Origin of the sequence: Luteimonas sp. TWI382, assembly GCF_039674545.1 — a bacterium.
Taxonomy (GTDB): domain Bacteria; phylum Pseudomonadota; class Gammaproteobacteria; order Xanthomonadales; family Xanthomonadaceae; genus Luteimonas.
This window is the reverse complement of sequence record NZ_JBDJNS010000012.1, coordinates 53,834-71,305: the sequence shown is the minus strand read 5'-3', so window position 1 is coordinate 71,305 and position 17,472 is coordinate 53,834. Positions and strand designations below refer to the sequence as shown.

General features: G+C 69.7%; 14 protein-coding genes. 7 read left to right on the top strand and 7 right to left on the bottom strand.

Features of this window, described 5'->3' with window-relative positions; genetic code table 11:
* Positions 1-6 precede the first annotated feature (6 nt).
* Both ABE505_RS09805 and ABE505_RS09800 read right to left on the bottom strand, forming a co-directional pair.
* The gene (locus tag ABE505_RS09805; protein ID WP_346442117.1) at positions 7-2,319 is read right to left on the bottom strand and encodes a prolyl oligopeptidase family serine peptidase; all 2,313 of its coding nucleotides are present in this window, start codon (positions 2,317-2,319) and stop codon (positions 7-9) included.
* A gap of 140 nt (positions 2,320-2,459) precedes the next feature.
* Positions 2,460-4,979, bottom strand: a complete 2,520-nt coding sequence (locus ABE505_RS09800) for an excinuclease ABC subunit UvrA (RefSeq protein ID WP_346442118.1) — start codon at positions 4,977-4,979, stop codon at positions 2,460-2,462.
* A 147-nt stretch (positions 4,980-5,126) separates the two neighbouring features.
* On the opposite strand from ABE505_RS09800, the gene ABE505_RS09795 reads away from it, so the two are divergent.
* On the top strand, positions 5,127-5,429 hold the full coding sequence (locus ABE505_RS09795; RefSeq protein ID WP_346442119.1) for a DUF1778 domain-containing protein: 303 nt from the start codon (positions 5,127-5,129) through the stop codon (positions 5,427-5,429).
* Positions 5,426-5,917: a GNAT family N-acetyltransferase gene (locus ABE505_RS09790; RefSeq protein WP_346442121.1), complete on the top strand. Its 492-nt coding sequence runs from the start codon at positions 5,426-5,428 to the stop codon at positions 5,915-5,917. The genes ABE505_RS09795 and ABE505_RS09790 overlap by 4 nt, the downstream gene beginning before the upstream one ends.
* A 22-nt stretch (positions 5,918-5,939) precedes the next feature.
* Here ABE505_RS09790 and ABE505_RS09785 read toward each other — a convergent pair whose 3' ends face one another.
* Together ABE505_RS09785 and ABE505_RS09780 are read right to left on the bottom strand one after the other, a co-directional pair.
* Positions 5,940-7,076, bottom strand: a complete 1,137-nt coding sequence (locus ABE505_RS09785; RefSeq protein WP_346442123.1) for an acyl-CoA desaturase — start codon at positions 7,074-7,076, stop codon at positions 5,940-5,942.
* A gap of 18 nt (positions 7,077-7,094) precedes the next feature.
* Positions 7,095-8,201, bottom strand: a complete 1,107-nt coding sequence (locus ABE505_RS09780; protein WP_346442124.1) for a ferredoxin reductase — start codon at positions 8,199-8,201, stop codon at positions 7,095-7,097.
* Positions 8,202-8,335: 134 nt separating this feature from the next.
* On the opposite strand from ABE505_RS09780, the gene fabR reads away from it, so the two are divergent.
* The 5 genes from fabR to paoC all read left to right on the top strand — a co-directional run bounded on the left by fabR (position 8,336) and on the right by paoC (position 14,543).
* Complete coding sequence (gene fabR, locus ABE505_RS09775; RefSeq protein ID WP_346442125.1) at positions 8,336-9,007, top strand: HTH-type transcriptional repressor FabR; 672 nt, start codon at positions 8,336-8,338, stop codon at positions 9,005-9,007.
* 378 nt (positions 9,008-9,385) lie between these two features.
* Entirely contained in the window at positions 9,386-10,396 is a 1,011-nt protein-coding gene (locus tag ABE505_RS09770; protein ID WP_346442126.1) for an XdhC family protein, read from the top strand.
* Between the two features lie 342 nt (positions 10,397-10,738).
* On the top strand, positions 10,739-11,392 hold the full coding sequence (gene paoA, locus ABE505_RS09765; RefSeq protein ID WP_346442127.1) for an aldehyde dehydrogenase iron-sulfur subunit PaoA: 654 nt from the start codon (positions 10,739-10,741) through the stop codon (positions 11,390-11,392).
* A complete protein-coding gene (locus tag ABE505_RS09760) occupies positions 11,389-12,348 on the top strand; it encodes a xanthine dehydrogenase family protein subunit M (protein ID WP_346442128.1) in 960 nt (319 codons plus the stop codon). The genes paoA and ABE505_RS09760 overlap by 4 nt, the downstream gene beginning before the upstream one ends.
* A complete protein-coding gene (paoC, locus tag ABE505_RS09755; protein ID WP_346442129.1) occupies positions 12,345-14,543 on the top strand; it encodes an aldehyde oxidoreductase molybdenum-binding subunit PaoC in 2,199 nt (732 codons plus the stop codon). The genes ABE505_RS09760 and paoC overlap by 4 nt, the downstream gene beginning before the upstream one ends.
* A gap of 262 nt (positions 14,544-14,805) precedes the next feature.
* On the opposite strand, the gene ABE505_RS09750 is transcribed toward paoC, so the two are convergent.
* The 3 genes from ABE505_RS09750 to ABE505_RS09740 all read right to left on the bottom strand — a co-directional run bounded on the left by ABE505_RS09750 (position 14,806) and on the right by ABE505_RS09740 (position 17,038).
* Entirely contained in the window at positions 14,806-15,555 is a 750-nt protein-coding gene (locus ABE505_RS09750) for a hypothetical protein (protein ID WP_346442130.1), read from the bottom strand.
* A gap of 209 nt (positions 15,556-15,764) precedes the next feature.
* Positions 15,765-16,250 (bottom strand): hypothetical protein, encoded by a 486-nt coding sequence (locus ABE505_RS09745; protein WP_346442131.1) that lies wholly within the window; start codon positions 16,248-16,250, stop codon positions 15,765-15,767.
* 134 nt (positions 16,251-16,384) lie between these two features.
* Positions 16,385-17,038, bottom strand: coding sequence for a hypothetical protein (locus ABE505_RS09740; RefSeq protein WP_346442132.1), 654 nt, complete (start codon positions 17,036-17,038; stop codon positions 16,385-16,387).
* Positions 17,039-17,472: the final 434 nt, after the last annotated feature.

The following is a 17,472-nucleotide window of genomic DNA, read 5'->3' as shown; positions in this document are numbered from 1 at the left end:
ACGGTTTCATGGGGCGGCGGCCGCGGCACGGTTCCAGCGCGGCGGCGCGGCGCCGAGCAGATGGCGGACGAAGAAATCGGCCTGGCGACGGTGGGCGTAGTCGATCGGCCCATTGGACCGGCCGACGGCATGGCCGCCGCCGGGGATGGCGAGCAGTTCGAAATCCTTGCCGGCGCGGATCAGCGCATCGGCGACCTGCATCGTCGAGGCCGGGTCGACGTTGTCGTCCTGCTCGCCGAGGATCAGCAGCAGCTCGCCCTGCAGGCGGTGCGCATTGTCCACGCCCGACGCGCGCGCGTAGTGGTCGCCTTCGCCCTCGGGCAGGCCCATCCACTGCTCGTTCCAGCTGATCTTGTCCATGCGGTTGTCGTAGCAGCCGTTCCAGGCCACACCGACCTTGTAGAACGCCGGATGGAACAGCAGCGCACCGAGCGTGCTCTGGCCGCCGGCCGAGGCGCCGTAGATGCCCACGCGCGAGATGTCGTAGGCCGGATCGACCGCGGCCAGCGCACGGTGCCAGGCAATGCGATCCGGGAAGCCCGAGTCGCCCAGGTTGCGCCACGCCACGTCGTGGAAGGCCTTGCCCCGATGCGCCGTGCCCATGCCGTCGATCTGCACGACGATGAAGCCCAGGTCCGCCAGCGCCTGCATGCCGATCGGCTTGTCGCCGCCGCTGTGGTAGCCGAACGGCCAGAACGTCTTGGGCACGAACGCATCGTGCGGGCCGGCGTAGATGTTCTCGATCACCGGGTAGCGCCGCGCCGGATCGTAATCGCGCGGGCGCACCACCAATCCCCAGATGTCGGTGACGCCGTCGCGCCCCTGGGCGACGAACGGCTCGGGTGGCCGCCAGCCAGCCGCACGCAGCGCGGAGACGTCGCCGCGCGCGATCTCCGCGACCAGACGGCCGTCGGCGTGGCGCAGTTCCATCACCGGCGGCAGATCGACGCGCGAGTACACGTCGACGTAGTACGCGCCATCGGGCGAGAGTGCGATGTCGTGGTCGGCATCCACCTCAGTCAAGCGCACCGGATCGCCGCCGTCGAGGCCGACGCGAAACAGCTGCCGGAAATACGGATCGCGCCCCGCATCCATCCCGCTGGCGGTGAACCAGACCTGGCGCGTGGTCTCGTCGACCCGCAGTACCTCGCGCACGACCCAGTCGCCGCGGGTGAGCTGGAGGCCGATCGCGCCACTGCGGCCGTCGAACAGGTACAGGTGACGCCAGCCGTCGCGTTCCGACACCCAGACGATCTCATCACCGAGCCCGCCGACCTCGTGGCGGAACCCGCGCCAGGTATCCACGAAGGTCGCACTGGGTTCGGCGATCGCGACCCGGGCAATCGCCGCGCCATCGCCGGCCGGCACGTCGACCGCGATCACGTCCACACGCTGGTGGCCGCGATGCACGACCTCGAAGGCGAAGCTGCCGCTGTCGCGACGCCACTGGATCGGCGAGAGCCGGTAGGGATCGGCGAACATCGACGCCTCGATCTCCAGTTGCCGGCCCTGCGCGAGATCGAACAGCACCGGCCGCTCGATGTCGACCCGGTCGCCGGGCTTGGGATAGAGCTGGGTGCGCACCCGCGGCTGGCGCTGGTCGTGCGGCGCGGTCTCCACCCGCACGACCTCGCGGCGATCGCCCGGCACGACGCGATAGCCCGCCAGCCAGCGCGAATCGGGCGACCAGGCCAGCGTCTGCGGATCGTCGAACGCCGCTGCACTCCCGCCGCTGCCACGCAGCACCACCTGGCCATCGGCGACCCGGCGCACGACGACGTTGTCGCCTTCGACCTGGGCCTCGTAGCGCCCGTCGGGCGATGGCCGCGGCGTCGTGTCGGCGGCCACCGTGAGGTCGCGCACCACGCCGAATGCGCGCGGACGGCCCGGGCGCGCCGGCTTCGGCGCGCAATGCGCGGGATGCAGCGTGCAGCCCCAGCGCACATCGCCGACCTGGAACGCGATCGCACGACCGCCGGCCTCGTAGTCGAACGCATCGAACGGCAGGTGCAGCGGATCGTGGCGCGTGCCGTCGGCGCGGCCCAATGCGGCCGCGATCGCGCCATGGTCGAACGCGCGGCGCGACCCGCCACCGGCCAGGTCGTAACGCAGGAATGCGAACCCGCCCTCGACCGTCGCGCGATAGTGAAAGCGCCCGTCGTCGGTCCAGCGCGCCGGCCAGGTCACGTTGCGCGTCAACTCACTCCACTGCGCGCGCAGCGCCAGCGAGCGCGCGTAGTCGTCGGCGCTGGGGCCTGCCGCCAGCGCGGCGGCAGGAAGCGCCAGCACTGCCATCGCCCACGCCGCCAGCCGCCTCATGCCCCGCCCGTCCGCTCGTGCCATCGTCCCCGTCGCCGCTGCGGCCCGATCGGCCGACCGAGTCGTATGCCACAGGCACCGGGATCACGGCAACCGCCGTAGGGCACGCCGCCACCGCGGCCACCGCGCGCGCGACGGACTCAGGCCATCGCCTCGCGCAGGAACGGCGCGGTCCGGCTGCTGCGGTGCTTGGCGACGGCCGCCGGCGGCCCGGCCACGACCACATGGCCGCCGGCCGCGCCCGCCCCCGGCCCCATATCGACGACCCAGTCGCTGGCCGCGGCCACGCGCATGTCGTGCTCGACGACGATCACGGTATTGCCCGCGTCCACCAGCCCGTGCAACTGCGTCATCAAGGTGTCGACATCGCTCGGATGCAGACCGGTCGTCGGCTCGTCGAGCACGTAGACCGTGCCGCGCCGCTGCGCCCGCTGCAGTTCGCTGGCCAGCTTGATGCGCTGGGCTTCGCCGCCCGACAGTTCGGTCGCCGGCTGTCCCAGTCGCAGATACCCCAGGCCGACCTCGAGCAGCACCTGCAACGGTCGCGCGATCGCGGTGTCGTCCTCGAAGAACGCCGCCGCCTCGGCGACGGTCATGCCGAGCACGTCGGCGATGGTCTTGCCCCGCAACGTGATCGTCAGCGTCTTCGCGTCGAAACGGCTGCCGTGGCAGGTCGGGCACGGCGCATAGACGCTGGGCATGAACAGCAGTTCCACGCTGACGAAGCCTTCGCCCTCGCAGGTCGCGCAGCGCCCCTTGGCGACGTTGAACGAGAAATGCCCGGCATCGAACCGGCGACGGCGCGCGGCCGGCGTATCGGCGAAGCGCTTGCGCACGTGGTCGAACAGACCGGTATAGGTCGCCAGGTTCGAGCGCGGCGTGCGCCCGATCGGCTTCTGGTCCACCCGCACCAGCCGGCGCACGGCGTCGAGCCCGCCGACGATCCGCCCCTCGACCGGCGTCTCGACGCCGCGCTCGAGCGGGTCGAGCGGCGCCTCGTCGGCATCCCCCACCTGGCCCAGGTGGGCGCCCAGCAATTCCACCAGCGCCTGGCTCACCAGTGACGACTTGCCCGACCCGCTGACGCCGGTGACGGTCGCGAACACGCCCAGCGGCAGGTCGACATCGAGCCCACGTACGTTGTTGCGCACGATGCCACGCAGTTGCAACCAGCCGGTCGGCGCGCGCAGCCAGCTGGCCTCGGGCGCGTGCCCGGCGAACAGATAGCGCCGCGTCGCCGAGGCCTCGATCTGCGCCAAGCCCGCCGGCGGCCCACTGTAGAGCACCCGACCGCCCTGTTCGCCCGCGGCCGGCCCGACATCGACGATCCAGTCCGCGTGCCGGATCACGTCGATCTCGTGCTCGACCACGAACAGCGAATTGCCGGCGCGCTTGAGCTGGTCGAGGGCGCGCAGCAGCGCCTGCGCATCGGCCGGATGCAGGCCGGCCGAGGGCTCGTCCATCACGTAGACCACGCCGAACAGTTGCGAGCGGATCTGGGTACCCAGGCGCAGCCGCTGCAGCTCGCCCGGCGACAGCGTCGGCGTGCTGCGCGCCAGGGTCAGATAGCCCAGACCCAGGTCCTGCAGCACCGCGATGCGCGCCAGCAGGTCCTGCGCGATCCGCTGCGCGGCCAAGGCCTGCTCGGGGTGCGCGCGGGCATGCGTCTTGCCCGCCGCGGCCGGGGCCAGCAGGCCGGCGAGTTCGTCGAGCGGGCGCTGCGAGAACGCGGCGATGTCGAGCCCGGCGAACGTCACCGACAGCGCCTCGCGCCGCAGGCGCTTGCCGTCGCAATCCGGGCAGTCGGCGCCGATCAGGTACTGCGCCGCGCGCTTTTTCTGCTGCGGGCTCTGGGTATGGGCGAAGGTGTGCAGCACGTGGCGCCGCGCACTGGTGAAGGTGCCCATGTAGCTGGGCTCCATTTTCTTTTTCAGCGCACGGCGCACCTCGTCGAGGCTGAAGCCGGCGTAGACCGGCACCACCGGTTGCTCGTCGGTGAACAGAATCCAGTCGCGGGTCTTCTTGGGCAGCTTCGCCCACGGCACGTCGACGTCGATACCGAGCGTGGTCAGGATGTCGCGCTGGTTCTGGCCGTGCCAGGCGCCCGGCCATGCCGCGACCGCGCGCTCGCGGATCGTCAGGCTGCGATCGGGGACCATCGACGCCTCGGTCGCGTCGTAGATGCGGCCCAGCCCGTGACAGGTCGGGCAGGCGCCGGCCGGGGTGTTGGGCGAGAACCCGTCGGCGTAGATGATCGCCTGCCCCGGCGGGTAGTCGCCGGCGCGCGAATACAGCATGCGCAGCGAATTGGAGATCGTCGTCAGGCTGCCCACCGACGAGCGCGCCGTCGGCGTGCCGCGCGCCTGCTGCAGCGCCACTGCCGGTGGCAGGCCCTCGATCGCATCGACCTGCGGCACGCCCGCCTGGTCGATCAACCGACGCGCGTAAGGCGAGATCGAATCGAGATAGCGGCGCTGCGCCTCGGCAAACAGCGTGCCGAAGGCCAGCGAGGACTTGCCCGAGCCCGACACACCGGTGAACACCACCAGCGCATCGCGCGGGATGTCGACATCGACGTCCTTGAGGTTGTGTTCGCGCGCGCCACGCACACGCACGCATTGCGCAGGACCGGAAGGCGTCGACGACGGCGGATTGGGCATGGGGCGGCCTGAAAAGCGGAAGCGGCCGGCATTATCGACCCGCCACCGTATCGGCCGCGTCGGCCGGCGCGCCGCCCCGGCCCGGCGTAACGACATCGTCATTACACCTGTGCGATGATTCCATCAGCCCACGCTAGGCCCGTCGTCATGCCCACCACCAGCCGCCCCCCCATCAAGCGCGAGACCCTGAATCTTCGGATCCGGGTAGAGGACCGGGCGCTGATCGATCGCGCCGCCAAGACCCTCAGCAAAAACCGCACCGACTTCGTGCTGGCAGCCGCCCGCGCCGCTGCCGAGGAAGCACTGCTCGACCAGGCGACCTTCCATGTCGACAGCAAGGCCTACGCTGCCTTCCTCGCGCGGCTGGACCAGCCGCCCGAGCCGAACGTCCAGTTGCGTACGACCATGCAGACCCCGGCCCCCTGGGACACCGCCACGCAGACGCGATGACGATCTCTGCTCCTGAACCGTTGACCGCCCTGCACGATGTCGACGCGTTCGACTCGGGCGAAGACGGGCTGGACCGGTGGTTGCGACGGCGCGCGCTCGCCAACCAGACCAGCGGCGCGTCGCGAACCTTCGTCGCATGCGCCGATGGACGCGTCATGGCGTACTACGCACTGGCCTCGAGCGCAGTCGCCGTCGCCTCGGCGCCGGGCCGCTTCCGACGCAACATGCCCGAGCCGATCCCGGTCGTCGTCCTCGGCCGCCTGGCCGTGGATCGATCGCTGCAGGGGCGCGGCATCGGACGCGCGCTCGTCCGCGATGCCGCGCTGCGCGTCCTGCAGGCGGCCGACACCATCGGCATCCGCGGCCTACTGGTGCACGCGCTGTCGCAAGACGCCGCCCGCTTCTACCGGCAGGTGGGATTCGAGCCTTCGCCGCTCGATCCGATGCTGCTGATGGCGACCCTGACCGACCTGCGCGCGAGTCTTTGACCGCGCGGCGCGTGCCGGCCTGTCAGGCCTGCTGCGGCGCGCCGACCAGCGGCGCCGGCGCGCGGCGCGGCCGGCTCGGGAACGCATGCCGCACGATCCGCCAGGTCACCTGGCCGAACTGCCGCAGCAGCGAACCGGTGTTGTAGGGCTGGCCGTAACGCGCGCAGATCTCGCGCACCTCGACCGCCATCGCGCCGTAGCGATGCGCCGGCACGTCGGGATAGAAGTGATGCTCGATCTGGTGGCTCAGATTGCCGGTCAGCAGATGCATCAGCCGGCCGCCGCCGATGTTCGACGAACCGCGCAGCTGACGCAGGTACCAATGGCCGCGGGTCTCCTGGCGCAGGCAGTCCTTCGGGAACACCTCCGCATCGGCGGTGAAGTGGCCGCAGAAGATCACCACGAACGTCCAGATGTTGCGCAGGCCATTGGCGACCAGGTTGCCCAGCAGCACCGGCAGGAAGAACGGCCCGGCCAGTGCCGGGAACACCACGTAGTCCTTGAGCAGCTGTCGGCCCATCTTGCGCCCGACCGGCGCGAAATCGCGCGCGAGCTTGCCCTTGGGCATCTTGCCGGCGAACCAGCGGCCGACCTTCAGTTCCTGGATCGCCACGCCCCACTGGAAATACAGCGCGAACACCGGCGCGATCAGCGGCTGCAACAGGTAGAACGGCTTCCAGCGCTGCTCGGGGAAGATCCGCAGCAGGCCGTAGCCGATGTCATCGTCCATGCCGCGCACATTCGTATACGTGTGGTGGCGGTAGTTGTGCGAATGCCGCCAGTTGTCGCCGGTCGCGACGATGTCCCACTCGTAGCGCCGGCCCTCGAGTTGCGGATCGCCCATGAAGTCGTACTGGCCGTGCATCACGTTGTGCCCGACCTCCATGTTCTCCAGGATCTTGGCCAGCGCCAGCAACAGCACGCCCGTCGGCCAGGCCGCCCACAGCACCCAGGGCACGAACGCGCCGACGACCGCGCCGAGCATCAGCAGCGCGCGACCGGCCAGGCCCGTCCAGCGCACCGCCGCGACGATCCGACGGATGTAGTCGGCATCGACCTTGCCCACCTGCGCCATCGTGCGCGTGTGCAGCGCGTCGAGTTCGGCGCCGAAGGCTTCGAGTTCCTGCGCGCCCAGGCGGCGGGCGGTGGTCTTGGACATCAGGGAGCTCCGCAATTTCTAAAGATCGAGAACGAGATCGGTGACCGCACTGCTGACGCACAGCTTCAGCGCAGCCGAGGGCTCGCCGTGGACGTGGCCGGTACGCAGGTCGCGCGCGGCGCCGGCGGACTTGCCGCAGGCGCAGGTGTTGCAGATGCCCATGCGGCAGCCCGAGCGTGGCTTGAGTCCTTCGGCTTCGAGCGCTGCCAGCAGGTTGGTGCCACGCGGCAATGTCAGCGCGCGCCCGCTGCGCGCCAGATGCACCGACACCGTGCCGCTGTCGTCGACCGGCGGATTCGGCGGCGGCGTGAACGCCTCGCTGCGCAACAGCGGCACGCGCCCGTCGAGCAGCGCCTGCGCAGTGGCGACGAAGCCGCCGGGCCCGCAGGCATAGACCTGACGCTGCGCAAGATCGGGCACCCATGTGTCCAGCAGCGCGGCATCGAGACGGCCGCCGGCTTCGTCGCCGGCTGCGGGCGCCTCGCCCGTCAGCACGAAGCGCACGTCGAAGCCGGCATGGCGTACGGCCAATGTGCGGAGTTCTTCGACGAAACACGCCTGCGCGCGATGGCGCACCCAGTACAACAGCGTCACCGGCACCGGCATGTCCTGCGCGGCAAGTTGCCGGATCAGCGCCATCATCGGCGTGATCCCGCTGCCAGCGGCCAGCAACAACCAGGCGCCCTGAGGCCTCTCGGGCAGCACCAGCTCGCCAAAGCCCGGACCGATATCGAACACATCGCCGCGACGTGCGTGCTCGAGCAGGTGCCCGCTGACGCGGCCGCCCTCGACCTGCTTGACCGTGATTGTCAGCCGTCCATCGGCGCCGACCGGCGCATCGAGGCTGTAGCTGCGCGTGACGCGCACGCCGTCGATCTCGACACCGAGATTGACGTGCTGGCCCGGTTGCGCCCCCGTCCAGTGACGATTGGGCTGCAAGGTCAGCGTGACCGCACCTTCGGCGGCCGGTACTCGGCCGACGACCCGTGCAAGCGGCCGCTCCCAGGTCCACGTGGGATGCAGCCGGCGGGCCCAGAAGTCGAACACCGGAGGCGCGACGAAAGGCGCGGCAAGCCGACGAAGCGGGCTGCGCGGGCGGGAAGCAAGCGGGGAGACGGCGGACATGGCGCGACTGTACAGGCATCCGCACAGGCGTGTATACAGTTGTGCATTAATTGTTCAGCCGCCCACAGACCGCGGTCAGGCGGGGAGTCCGGAGGCGCTGTTATGCTGGTCGCCCGCTCCATCTGGCTTTCCCTTTGACCGTCACCGCCCCCGCGCCCGCCGGCGATCCCGCCGCTCAGGACGGTCAACCCGGCCGTAAGCCGACCATCGTGCGCGACGACCTGATTGCCGCGACGCTGCGCCTGATCGGTCCGCACCGCAGTGTCTCGACGCTGAGCCTGCGCGAGGTCGCGCGCGAAGCCGGCATCGCCCCCAACAGCTTCTACCGCCAGTTCCACGATATGGACGAGCTGGCCGTCGCGCTGATCGACCAGGCCGGCGAATCGCTGCGCCGCATCGTCGGCGACGCCCGCAAGCGCGCGGTCTCGGGCCGCAGCATCGTGCGCGGGTCGCTGGAGGCGTTCATGGAACGCCTGCGCGCCGACGACAAACTGCTGCATGTGTTGCTGCGCGAAGGCACCGTGGGCTCGGACGCATTCAAGCGCGCGGTGGACCGGCAACTGCATTTCTTCGAGGACGAACTGCGCGCCGATCTGGTGCGCATCGCCGCCGCCCAGGGCGCGGCCTTCCACGAACCCGCGCTGGTGGCCCGCGCGATCACCCGCCTGGTGTTCGCGCTGGGCGGCACTGCACTCGACTCGCCGCCCGAACGCGACGAGGCCCTGGTCGACGACCTCGCGAAGATGATCCGCATGCTGCTGCGCGGCGCCGCCGCGGTCGGCGCCGACCGCGCGCACCGCGGCTGACGGGCGAAGAGCTGCCCCCACCCGTCACGCTGCGCGCGGCGACCTTGGCGCCCTCCCCCGCATCGCGGGGGAGGGTTGGGCTGGGGGCGCTTTCCGGCGACGGCCCCCCCACCCGCCACACTTCGCACGGCGACTTCCCCGCGAGCGGGATAGGTGGATAGCAGCAACGCCTGTGCCCCTTCCCCCGTTTACGGGGGAAGGTTGGGATGGGGGCCCGTGTTCCCCCGGACCTCAAACCTGACGCCCGCGCGCCCTACAACCCACCTTCACACCCACTGATAGAGGCTGGCGCCTCCCTCGCTTGCGTCCGGCATCGCTCCGCTGCCGGCCTTCCCGATCCCGATGGTCGCAGTCGCCCCCCTACTTCGCACGCCGCCGATGCCGACCGCGCCGGCATTGCTGCCGCGTGCGCAGATGCCGCGATCCCGCTTCGCGGACGGCGACCCGGGCACGGTGCTGCAGGCCGCGCGCGATGCGCTGACGGCAGGTCAGCGCCCGGTGCTGGCGGTCGTCGTCGAGACCGAGGGCTCGACCTATGCCGCGCCGGGCACGCTCGCGCTGTTCGGCGAAGCCCGGCCGCACGGCTGGATCAGCGGCGGCTGCCTGGAACCGGAGATCGCGCGGTTGGCGATGGACGCCGCAGCCACCCAACAGGTGGGCTGGCTCGAGATCGACACGAGCGACGATGGTGCCCTGTTCCTCGGCTCGGCCGTCGGCTGTCGGGGCCGCCAACTGATCGCACTGTTGCCGCTCGCCGCGCTACGGGGCATCGACACCGCCTTGCAGGCCTGGCTTGCCGACCACCAGGACCTGACGATCGTGTTCGGTCGCGATGGCGACATCGACTGCCGCATCGGCGCACGCCGATGGCATTGGCGCCTGCCCAGCGAACCGGTGCCGCCCTCCGCCGTGGACCACTGGCCGGTCGTCGTGCGACGCGCGCCCGCCGTGCTCGTGCTCGGCACCGGGCCGGAAACGCCAGTGCTGGCGCCGATGCTGCGCACACTGGGGTGGCGTGTCGTCGTCGCCGATGCGCGCGATGCGTGGCGCGCCCGTGTTGCGCCGGATATCGACGTGATCGAGGCAACCCCCACCGCCGCGATCGCCGCGCATGCCGATGCCGACGTCGCGCTGGTCATGCACCATGGCTTCGAGGCCGATCGCAACGCGCTCGAGGCACTGGCAGATTCGCGCATTCCCTTCATCGGCCTGCTCGGCCCTGAGCGTCGGCGGCGCGACCTGTTCAAGTTGCTGCGCGCTGAAGATCGCGACGCGCTCGCCGACCGCCTGCAATCGCCGGTCGGGATTCCCGGTTGCGGCCGCGGTGCGGCCGCGATTGCGTTGAGCATCGCCACGCAACTGCAGCTGTGGCGCGGCGCGCACGCGTAGGCACGCGCCAGCGCATGTGACGGTCGAGCGCGGCCCCCATTCTCCGAATGAACGCCAACGCGCATGCAGGTCCCTGTGCAGCTGAGATCGGTGGCGGTCGCGACAGGTGGGACCCCACCGCCAGCACGCCGCAAGGCCGCACATCGCATCCGCTTGCGGCGAATGAATAGGCGTACCGCTCACGCCGATCAAAATTCCGCCGTGTTCTTGATCCCCTCGACACGCCACGACCGGCACGCTCGCTGGCATCCCGCTCGCATGCGCTCGCCCCGCGCACGCATTCCGCCCCATCCCGATCCCCGCCAGCCCGTGCCCCCGGTCGCCAGCCAGAAGGATTCCGCCATGTCCCCGCTCTCCCGCCGCGAACTGCTCAAGGCAGGCGCGGCCTCGGCCGGCGCTGTCGCTGCGCCCGGCATCGCCCAGGCCGCCACCGCATCCGTGACTGCTGCGCCGCCCCGCCCACCCGTCATGCAGCGCGTCACGCTCGAGGTCAACGGCCGCCGCATTGAGCGCGAGGTGGACACCCGCACCACGCTGCTGGACCTGCTGCGCGAACACCTGCAGCTCACCGGCACCAAGAAGGGCTGCGACCACGGCCAGTGCGGTGCGTGTACCGCGATCGTCGACGGCCGCCGCATCAATACCTGCCTGACGCTGGCGGTGATGAACACCGGCGCCAAGGTCACCACGATCGAAGGCCTCGGCACGCCAGAGCGCCTGCATCCGATGCAGGCCGCATTCGTCAAGCACGACGGCTATCAGTGCGGCTACTGCACGCCCGGGCAGATCTGCTCGGCGGTGGCGGTGCTCGACGAAGTGCGCGCCGGCATTCCGAGCCATGTCACCGGCGACCTCACCGCGCGTCCTACGCTCAGCCCCGACGAGATCCGAGAGCGCATGAGCGGCAACCTCTGCCGCTGCGGCGCCTACGCCAACATCCTCGACGCGATCGAGGACGTGGCCGGTAGCCGCCGCGCGACGGAGGCTGACGCATGAAGGCCTTCGACTACACGCGTGCCACGTCCCCGGCCGAAGCCGCCGCAGCCGTCGCCCGCGCCCCCAGCGCGAAGTTCATCGCCGGCGGCACCAATCTGCTCGACCTGATGAAGCTCGAGATCGAGACGCCTGCCGAGCTCATCGACGTCAACGGCCTGGCGCTGGATACCATCGACGCGACGCCCGATGGCGGCCTGCGCATCGGCGCCCTGGTGCGCAACACCGATCTTGCCGCCGATGCTCGCGTGCGCCGCGACTATCCGGTGCTGTCGCGCGCCCTGCTCGCCGGCGCCTCCGGCCAGTTGCGCAACCGCGCGACCACTGCCGGCAACCTGCTGCAACGCACGCGCTGCCCCTACTTCTACGACACCGCGCAGCCCTGCAACAAGCGCCTGCCCGGCAGCGGCTGCGGCGCGCTGGACGGCTACAGCCGGCAGCTCGCGGTCATCGGCGGCAGTCGCACCTGCATCGCCACCCATCCCAGCGACATGGCGGTCGCGATGCGCGCACTCGATGCGGTCGTGGAGACCGTCCAGCCCGACGGAAGCGAACGTCACATCGCGCTCGCCGATCTGTATCTCGCGCCGGGCGACACGCCGCAGCGCGAGACCGCGCTCGCTCCCGGCGAGCTGATCACCGCAGTCGCGCTGCCGCCACCGGTGGGCGGTCGCCAGCTCTATCGCAAGATCCGCGACCGGGCCTCGTACGCCTTTGCGCTGGTTTCGGTCGCGGCGATCGTGCACGACGATGGCCGCGGCCGCATCGCCGTGGGCGGCGTCGCGCACACGCCTTGGCGCAGCGAGGCCGCCGATGCCGAACTGCCCAACGGCGCAACCGCCGTCGCGGCGCGCCTGTTCGACGGCGCTACGCCCACCGACGACAACCGCTTCAAGCTCACGCTCGCCCAGCGCACGATCGCGGCCGTGCTCGTCGAGGCACAGGAGACCCGCGCATGAAATTCGACACCCCTGCCGGCCGCAACCCGATCGACCGCCTGCGCGTGGTCGGCCAGCCGCTCGACCGCATCGACGGCCCGCACAAGGTCACCGGCACCGCCCCGTATGCCTACGAATGGCACGACGTCACCGAGCGCGCCGCTTATGGCCAAGTCGTCGGCGCGGGCATCGCCAAGGGCCGCATCGCCGCACTCGACACCTCGGCGGCAGAACGCGCGCCGGGCGTGCTGGCAGTCGTCACCGCGCGCAACGCCGGCGAGCTCGGCAAAGGCAGGATGAACACCGCGACCTTGCTCGGCGGCCCGGCGATCGAGCACTACCACCAGGCCATCGCGCTGGTCGTCGCCGAGACCTTCGAGCAGGCGCGCGCGGCGGCCGCCCTGGTCCGCGTGACCTATGCGCGCGAGCCCGGCCGCTTCTCGCTGCATGCCGAAAAGGACCGCGCCATCAAGCCGGACGGCGACACGCCGGCCGATACCGCGGTCGGCGATTTCGACAGCGCGTTCGCATCGGCCGAAGTCACGCTCGATGCGACCTACACCACGCCCGACCAGTCACACGCGATGATGGAGCCGATGGCCTCGCTCGCCGCCTGGGACGGCGACCATGTAACGATCTGGACCTCCAAGCAGATGATCGCCTGGAGCCGCGGCGACGTCGCCCGCACGCTGGGGCTTGCGCTGGAGAAAGTGCGCCTGGTCTCGCCCTACATCGGCGGCGGCTTCGGCGGCAAGCTGTTCGTGCGCGCCGACGCCATCCTCGCCGCACTCGGCGCACGCGCCGCCAAGCGTCCGGTCAAGGTCGCCCTGCATCGACCGCTGATCGCCAACAACACCACCCACCGCCCCGCCACCGAGCAACGCATTCGCATCGGCGCCGGTCGCGATGGGCGGATCACCGCCATCGGGCACGAAAGCTGGTCGGGCGACTTGCCTGGCGGCGGGCCGGAAGTCGCGGTGCAGCAGACCCGGCTGCTCTACGCCGGCGAACACCGCATGACCAAGATGCGGCTGGCCACGCTCGACCTGCCGGAGGGCAACGCGATGCGTGCGCCGGGCGAGACGCCCGGGCTGATGGCGCTGGAAATCGCCATGGACGAAATGGCTGACAAGCTCGGCATGGACCCGGTGGAGTTCCGCATCCGCAACGACACCCAGGTCGATCCCGAGAAACCCGAGCGGCCGTTCTCGCAGCGCCAACTCGTCGAATGCCTGCGCCAGGGCGCCGAGCGCTTCGGCTGGCATCGCCGTGCCGCGCATGGCAGCGTCCGCGATGGCCGCTGGCTTGTCGGCCTCGGCATGGCCGTCGGCTTCCGCAACGCACCGGTCACCAAGTCCGGCGCCCGTGCGCGGCTGCACCCCGACGGCCGCGTCACGGTCGAAACCGACATGACCGACATCGGCACCGGCAGCTACACGATCATCGCGCAGACCGCGGCCGAGACGCTGGGGCTGCCGATCGACCAGATCGAGGTCAAGCTCGGTGATTCCGACTTCCCGGCGTCCGCAGGCTCCGGCGGCCAGTGGGGCGCCAACAGCGCGACCGCCGGCGTCTATGCCGCCTGCATGAAACTGCGCGAAGTGATCGCAACCCGGCTCGATCTCGACCCTGCAACGGTGGAATTCGTCGACGGCGAAGTGCGCGGCGGCGAACGCGCGGTCAAGCTCGTCGAGGTGGCCGGCGACGGCCAGATCGTCGTCGAGGACGCGATCGAGTTCGGCGACCTCGACAAGCGCAAACAGCTGTCGACGTTCGCCGCACATTTCTGCGAAGTCGGCGTCGACGCCTTGACCGGCGAAACCCGCGTGCGCCGCATGCTTGCCGTCTGCGCGGCCGGCCGCATCCTCAACCCGAAGCAGGCGCGCAGCCAGGTCATCGGCGCGATGACGATGGGCATCGGCGCCGCCTTGTCTGAAGAATTGGCCGTCGACGAGCGCCTGGGCTTCTTCGTCAATCACGACCTCGCCGGCTACGAGGTGCCCGTGCATGCCGACGTACCCGAACAGGCGGTCGTGTTCCTGGACGAAGCCGACGCGGACAGCTCACCGATGAAGGCCAAGGGCGTCGGCGAACTGGGCCTGTGCGGCGTCAGCGCCGCGATCGCGAACGCCATCCACAACGCCACCGGCGTGCGCGTGCGCGACTACCCGATCACACTCGACAAACTGCTGCCGGGGTTGCCGGACGTCGCCTGACGTCATTCTCTGGCAGATCCGGCGCTCTGCATCGACACGCACAAGGCGACAATCTCGTCTCGTGCGTGTCGTGCCGGTGCCCACGGCACCGATCTCCCGCGCACGCGGGGAAGGTCACGATCAAGATCATCGCGTGTTTCCTTTCTCCGCTCGCGGTGGAGGCGACCACGCGAGCGACCGCCCGTCTCCTTCCCCCGCGCGCGGGGGAAGGTTGGAACTGGCACTACCGGACGCCATGCCGCGTCCGGCAGCGCCACTCCGCTCAATGCACCCGATACGCCGGTGCGGCCGTGCGCAGATGGGTGCGGCGATGTGCGAGCTGCACCACGCCAGCGCCATAGCGAGGCCGGGGTTCTTCGACGCCGTGGATCGGCCGCGAGGCGGCGCCGAGGTGTTGCGTCTCGATCTGATCCAGCAGCACACGGGCGTCATCCGCGCCCTCGGAGATCGCCAGGCCCAACGTCGACAAGGTGTCGTCGGCGAGGTCGTCCGCGTGATCGGAGGCGATGACGTCGCCATGCGCGGCAATCGTCTGCAACAACCGTCCCAGCGCATCGGCCTGGTCCGTCGTGAGGCCAAAGACAAACGGCTCGCCGTCCGTGCACTGGCCGAACGAGGTCGCCGCAGGTGCGTCCTCAGCCTGGCCGGTCGACGCGCGCGACGCCTGGCTGCCGGGCCGTGCCGTCTTGGCTGCACGTTCGGCAGGCGCCGCGTCGTGCACGTCCTCGTCCAACGACGCGGACGTTGCATCCCCGTCAACGTGGTCAGCCGCATTCCGCCGCGCCGGCCAGTCGAGCACCTCCATCACGCTGTCGATCTGCTCGGCCAACTGCTCCATGCAGAACTGCAGTTCCTGCCAGTCCAGTTGCGGCGGGTCGTCGTCACTGGTGCGCGGCTCCGCCAACCGCGCGATGAAACGCATGAACACGCGCAGCCGCTCCAGGCGGAACTGCGCATCCACCGACAGGTAGTAGCCCAAGCCTTCGGGCGTGTCGTTCGATGATCCGGTCATCACTCACCTCCGTGTGTGGGGGACGACGCCTTATGCGTGACTGCGTCGAAGAAGGCGTCGAGCTCAATCATCGAAGGCATGCCCGACACGCGCTATCGGAAATGTCCGGTCTGCGGTGTCGGGGTTTGCCTCGATGCGTACGCGTTTCGGTGTGATGGGCAGGGCCACGCGCGCGCCACGATCGAAAGACACGTGCCCGCCCCACCGAACTACTCATCCTCATCCTCGTCCTCGATATCACCCCCAGGCCCATCGGCCAGCACCTGGCGGATCTTGTCGAAGTAGCTGTCTGCCAGCACCGCGTTAAGTTCCTCTGGCGTGCGCGCTTCGTCGAGGCGGCGTCGCACATCCTCTTCCTTTGCGGCACGCGCCGCAGCGGCGGCGTCCATCGGGTCGTCGCTCGCCTCCACCGTTGCATCTGACGCGTCCGCGTCGGGCCGAGGCACGTCGAACGTGTCCAGAATCTCCCGTGCCTCGCACCCGGCCCGGAAGACCGCGTGCCCGATCGTGGGCACGGTTTCCTTGTGCAGCACGGGCACATCCCCCATCGCGAGTACATCACCCAGGGCGGTGATCGATTGCAGTAGGTGGTCGAGGCGATCCACTTGGTCCAGCGTGACGCCGGCCCTCATCCTTTGCGCTGTCATGGCGTTGAGCTTCCTGTGCAGTGAGTCCAGAGAAGTCAGTACGTGCATAGCGTGGAACCCTCCGCCGCGTGCCATCCGCGGCACCCATCCAGCCGAGGTTCCCTGCACCATCAATCTGAAGTTTAGATAATTGGAGCCGGACGTGCAACGTTGCCGCACGCCCGGCCCCACACCCCACCCGATCAGTGCAGCGCGGCCCCATAGGCAGGACGCGGCTCACGCACACCCGTGGCCGGCCGGGACGGCGCGTGCAACTGCTGTTCCTGCACCTGCTCCAGAATCTCGCGCACCGTGTCGGCACCTTCCGAGATCGCCAGCCCCAGCGTCGAGATCGTGGCGTCAGCCAGATCGTCTTCATGACCGGACGCCAGCACATCGCCATGCGCCATCAGCGTCTGCACCAGACGGTCCAGCGCATCCGCCTGGTCGATGGTCACGCCGAACACGAAGTCGTCCGGCACATCAAACGCCTCCGCTGCGCGTGCCTTCGCGTACGCGCCCATCGTGGCCTCGTGCGGCGCATCATCGGCACTCGTAGCCTCGGTAGCTTCCACGTCCTCCGGCGGCGTGTACGCATCCTGCCGCGCCGCCCGCGACGAGCGCCACGTCATCGCTTCGAGCACCTGATCGGCCTGCTCGGCCAACAGCGTCAGGCAGGTGGCCACATCGCCGCCTCGCACCTGCGGGATGCCTTGCTCCTCATCCGCCAGCGAGCGCGGCTGCGCCAGTTCCGACAAGAACTGCATATGCTCGATCAGCTGCCGCAGCCGCGTGCGGCTGTCTTCCGGTACGAAGTAGCCAGGCTGATGCTGATCATCATGGTCATGCTTGGACATCGCGTTTGCCTCCATTCCATGGGAAGTGCCCCGCCACCGCGCACGGTGGACGGGAAGTCGGGAGGCTCGAAACCGTGCATAGCCGGCGGGCTTATTCCCCTTTCGGGTGTTGTATTCACCGCCCTCCCGACGTAGAGATCGCGCCGGTTGCGCCTGCGAAACATGCAGGCACAAAAAACCCACCAGTTTGTCGGAGGTGGGTACCGCTATGCACGGAGTTTCGAGGCTCCGTGGATGAGGTTGCGACTGAGGGCGCGGGATGTCAACCCCTGGATTTACTTTTTTTCGTCGTCGAGTCGTAGGAACTACCAGAGTCGCTCGATCGGTTTCCCTCCAGGGGGACGGCATCGACGAGCAATCGCGCAAACGCGGACGATTGAAGTCGATTTCTGCTGCTTTACGCATCGCGATGCGGACTCTGACCGAAGGCGACA

What these genes read in the sequence shown, in the direction of transcription:
- ABE505_RS09805 (WP_346442117.1), bottom strand. Translation starts at nt 2,319, where the DNA reads ATGAGGCGGCTGGCGGCGTGGGCGATGGCAGTGCTGGCGCTTCCTGCC.
- ABE505_RS09800 (WP_346442118.1), bottom strand. Translation starts at nt 4,979, where the DNA reads ATGCCCAATCCGCCGTCGTCGACGCCTTCCGGTCCTGCGCAATGCGTG.
- ABE505_RS09795 (WP_346442119.1), top strand. Translation starts at nt 5,127, where the DNA reads ATGCCCACCACCAGCCGCCCCCCCATCAAGCGCGAGACCCTGAATCTT.
- ABE505_RS09790 (WP_346442121.1), top strand. Translation starts at nt 5,426, where the DNA reads ATGACGATCTCTGCTCCTGAACCGTTGACCGCCCTGCACGATGTCGAC.
- ABE505_RS09785 (WP_346442123.1), bottom strand. Translation starts at nt 7,076, where the DNA reads ATGTCCAAGACCACCGCCCGCCGCCTGGGCGCGCAGGAACTCGAAGCC.
- ABE505_RS09780 (WP_346442124.1), bottom strand. Translation starts at nt 8,201, where the DNA reads ATGTCCGCCGTCTCCCCGCTTGCTTCCCGCCCGCGCAGCCCGCTTCGT.
- ABE505_RS09770 (WP_346442126.1), top strand. Translation starts at nt 9,386, where the DNA reads ATGCCGACCGCGCCGGCATTGCTGCCGCGTGCGCAGATGCCGCGATCC.
- paoA (WP_346442127.1), top strand. Translation starts at nt 10,739, where the DNA reads ATGTCCCCGCTCTCCCGCCGCGAACTGCTCAAGGCAGGCGCGGCCTCG.
- ABE505_RS09760 (WP_346442128.1), top strand. Translation starts at nt 11,389, where the DNA reads ATGAAGGCCTTCGACTACACGCGTGCCACGTCCCCGGCCGAAGCCGCC.
- paoC (WP_346442129.1), top strand. Translation starts at nt 12,345, where the DNA reads ATGAAATTCGACACCCCTGCCGGCCGCAACCCGATCGACCGCCTGCGC.
- ABE505_RS09750 (WP_346442130.1), bottom strand. Translation starts at nt 15,555, where the DNA reads ATGACCGGATCATCGAACGACACGCCCGAAGGCTTGGGCTACTACCTG.
- ABE505_RS09745 (WP_346442131.1), bottom strand. Translation starts at nt 16,250, where the DNA reads ATGCACGTACTGACTTCTCTGGACTCACTGCACAGGAAGCTCAACGCC.
- ABE505_RS09740 (WP_346442132.1), bottom strand. Translation starts at nt 17,038, where the DNA reads ATGTCCAAGCATGACCATGATGATCAGCATCAGCCTGGCTACTTCGTA.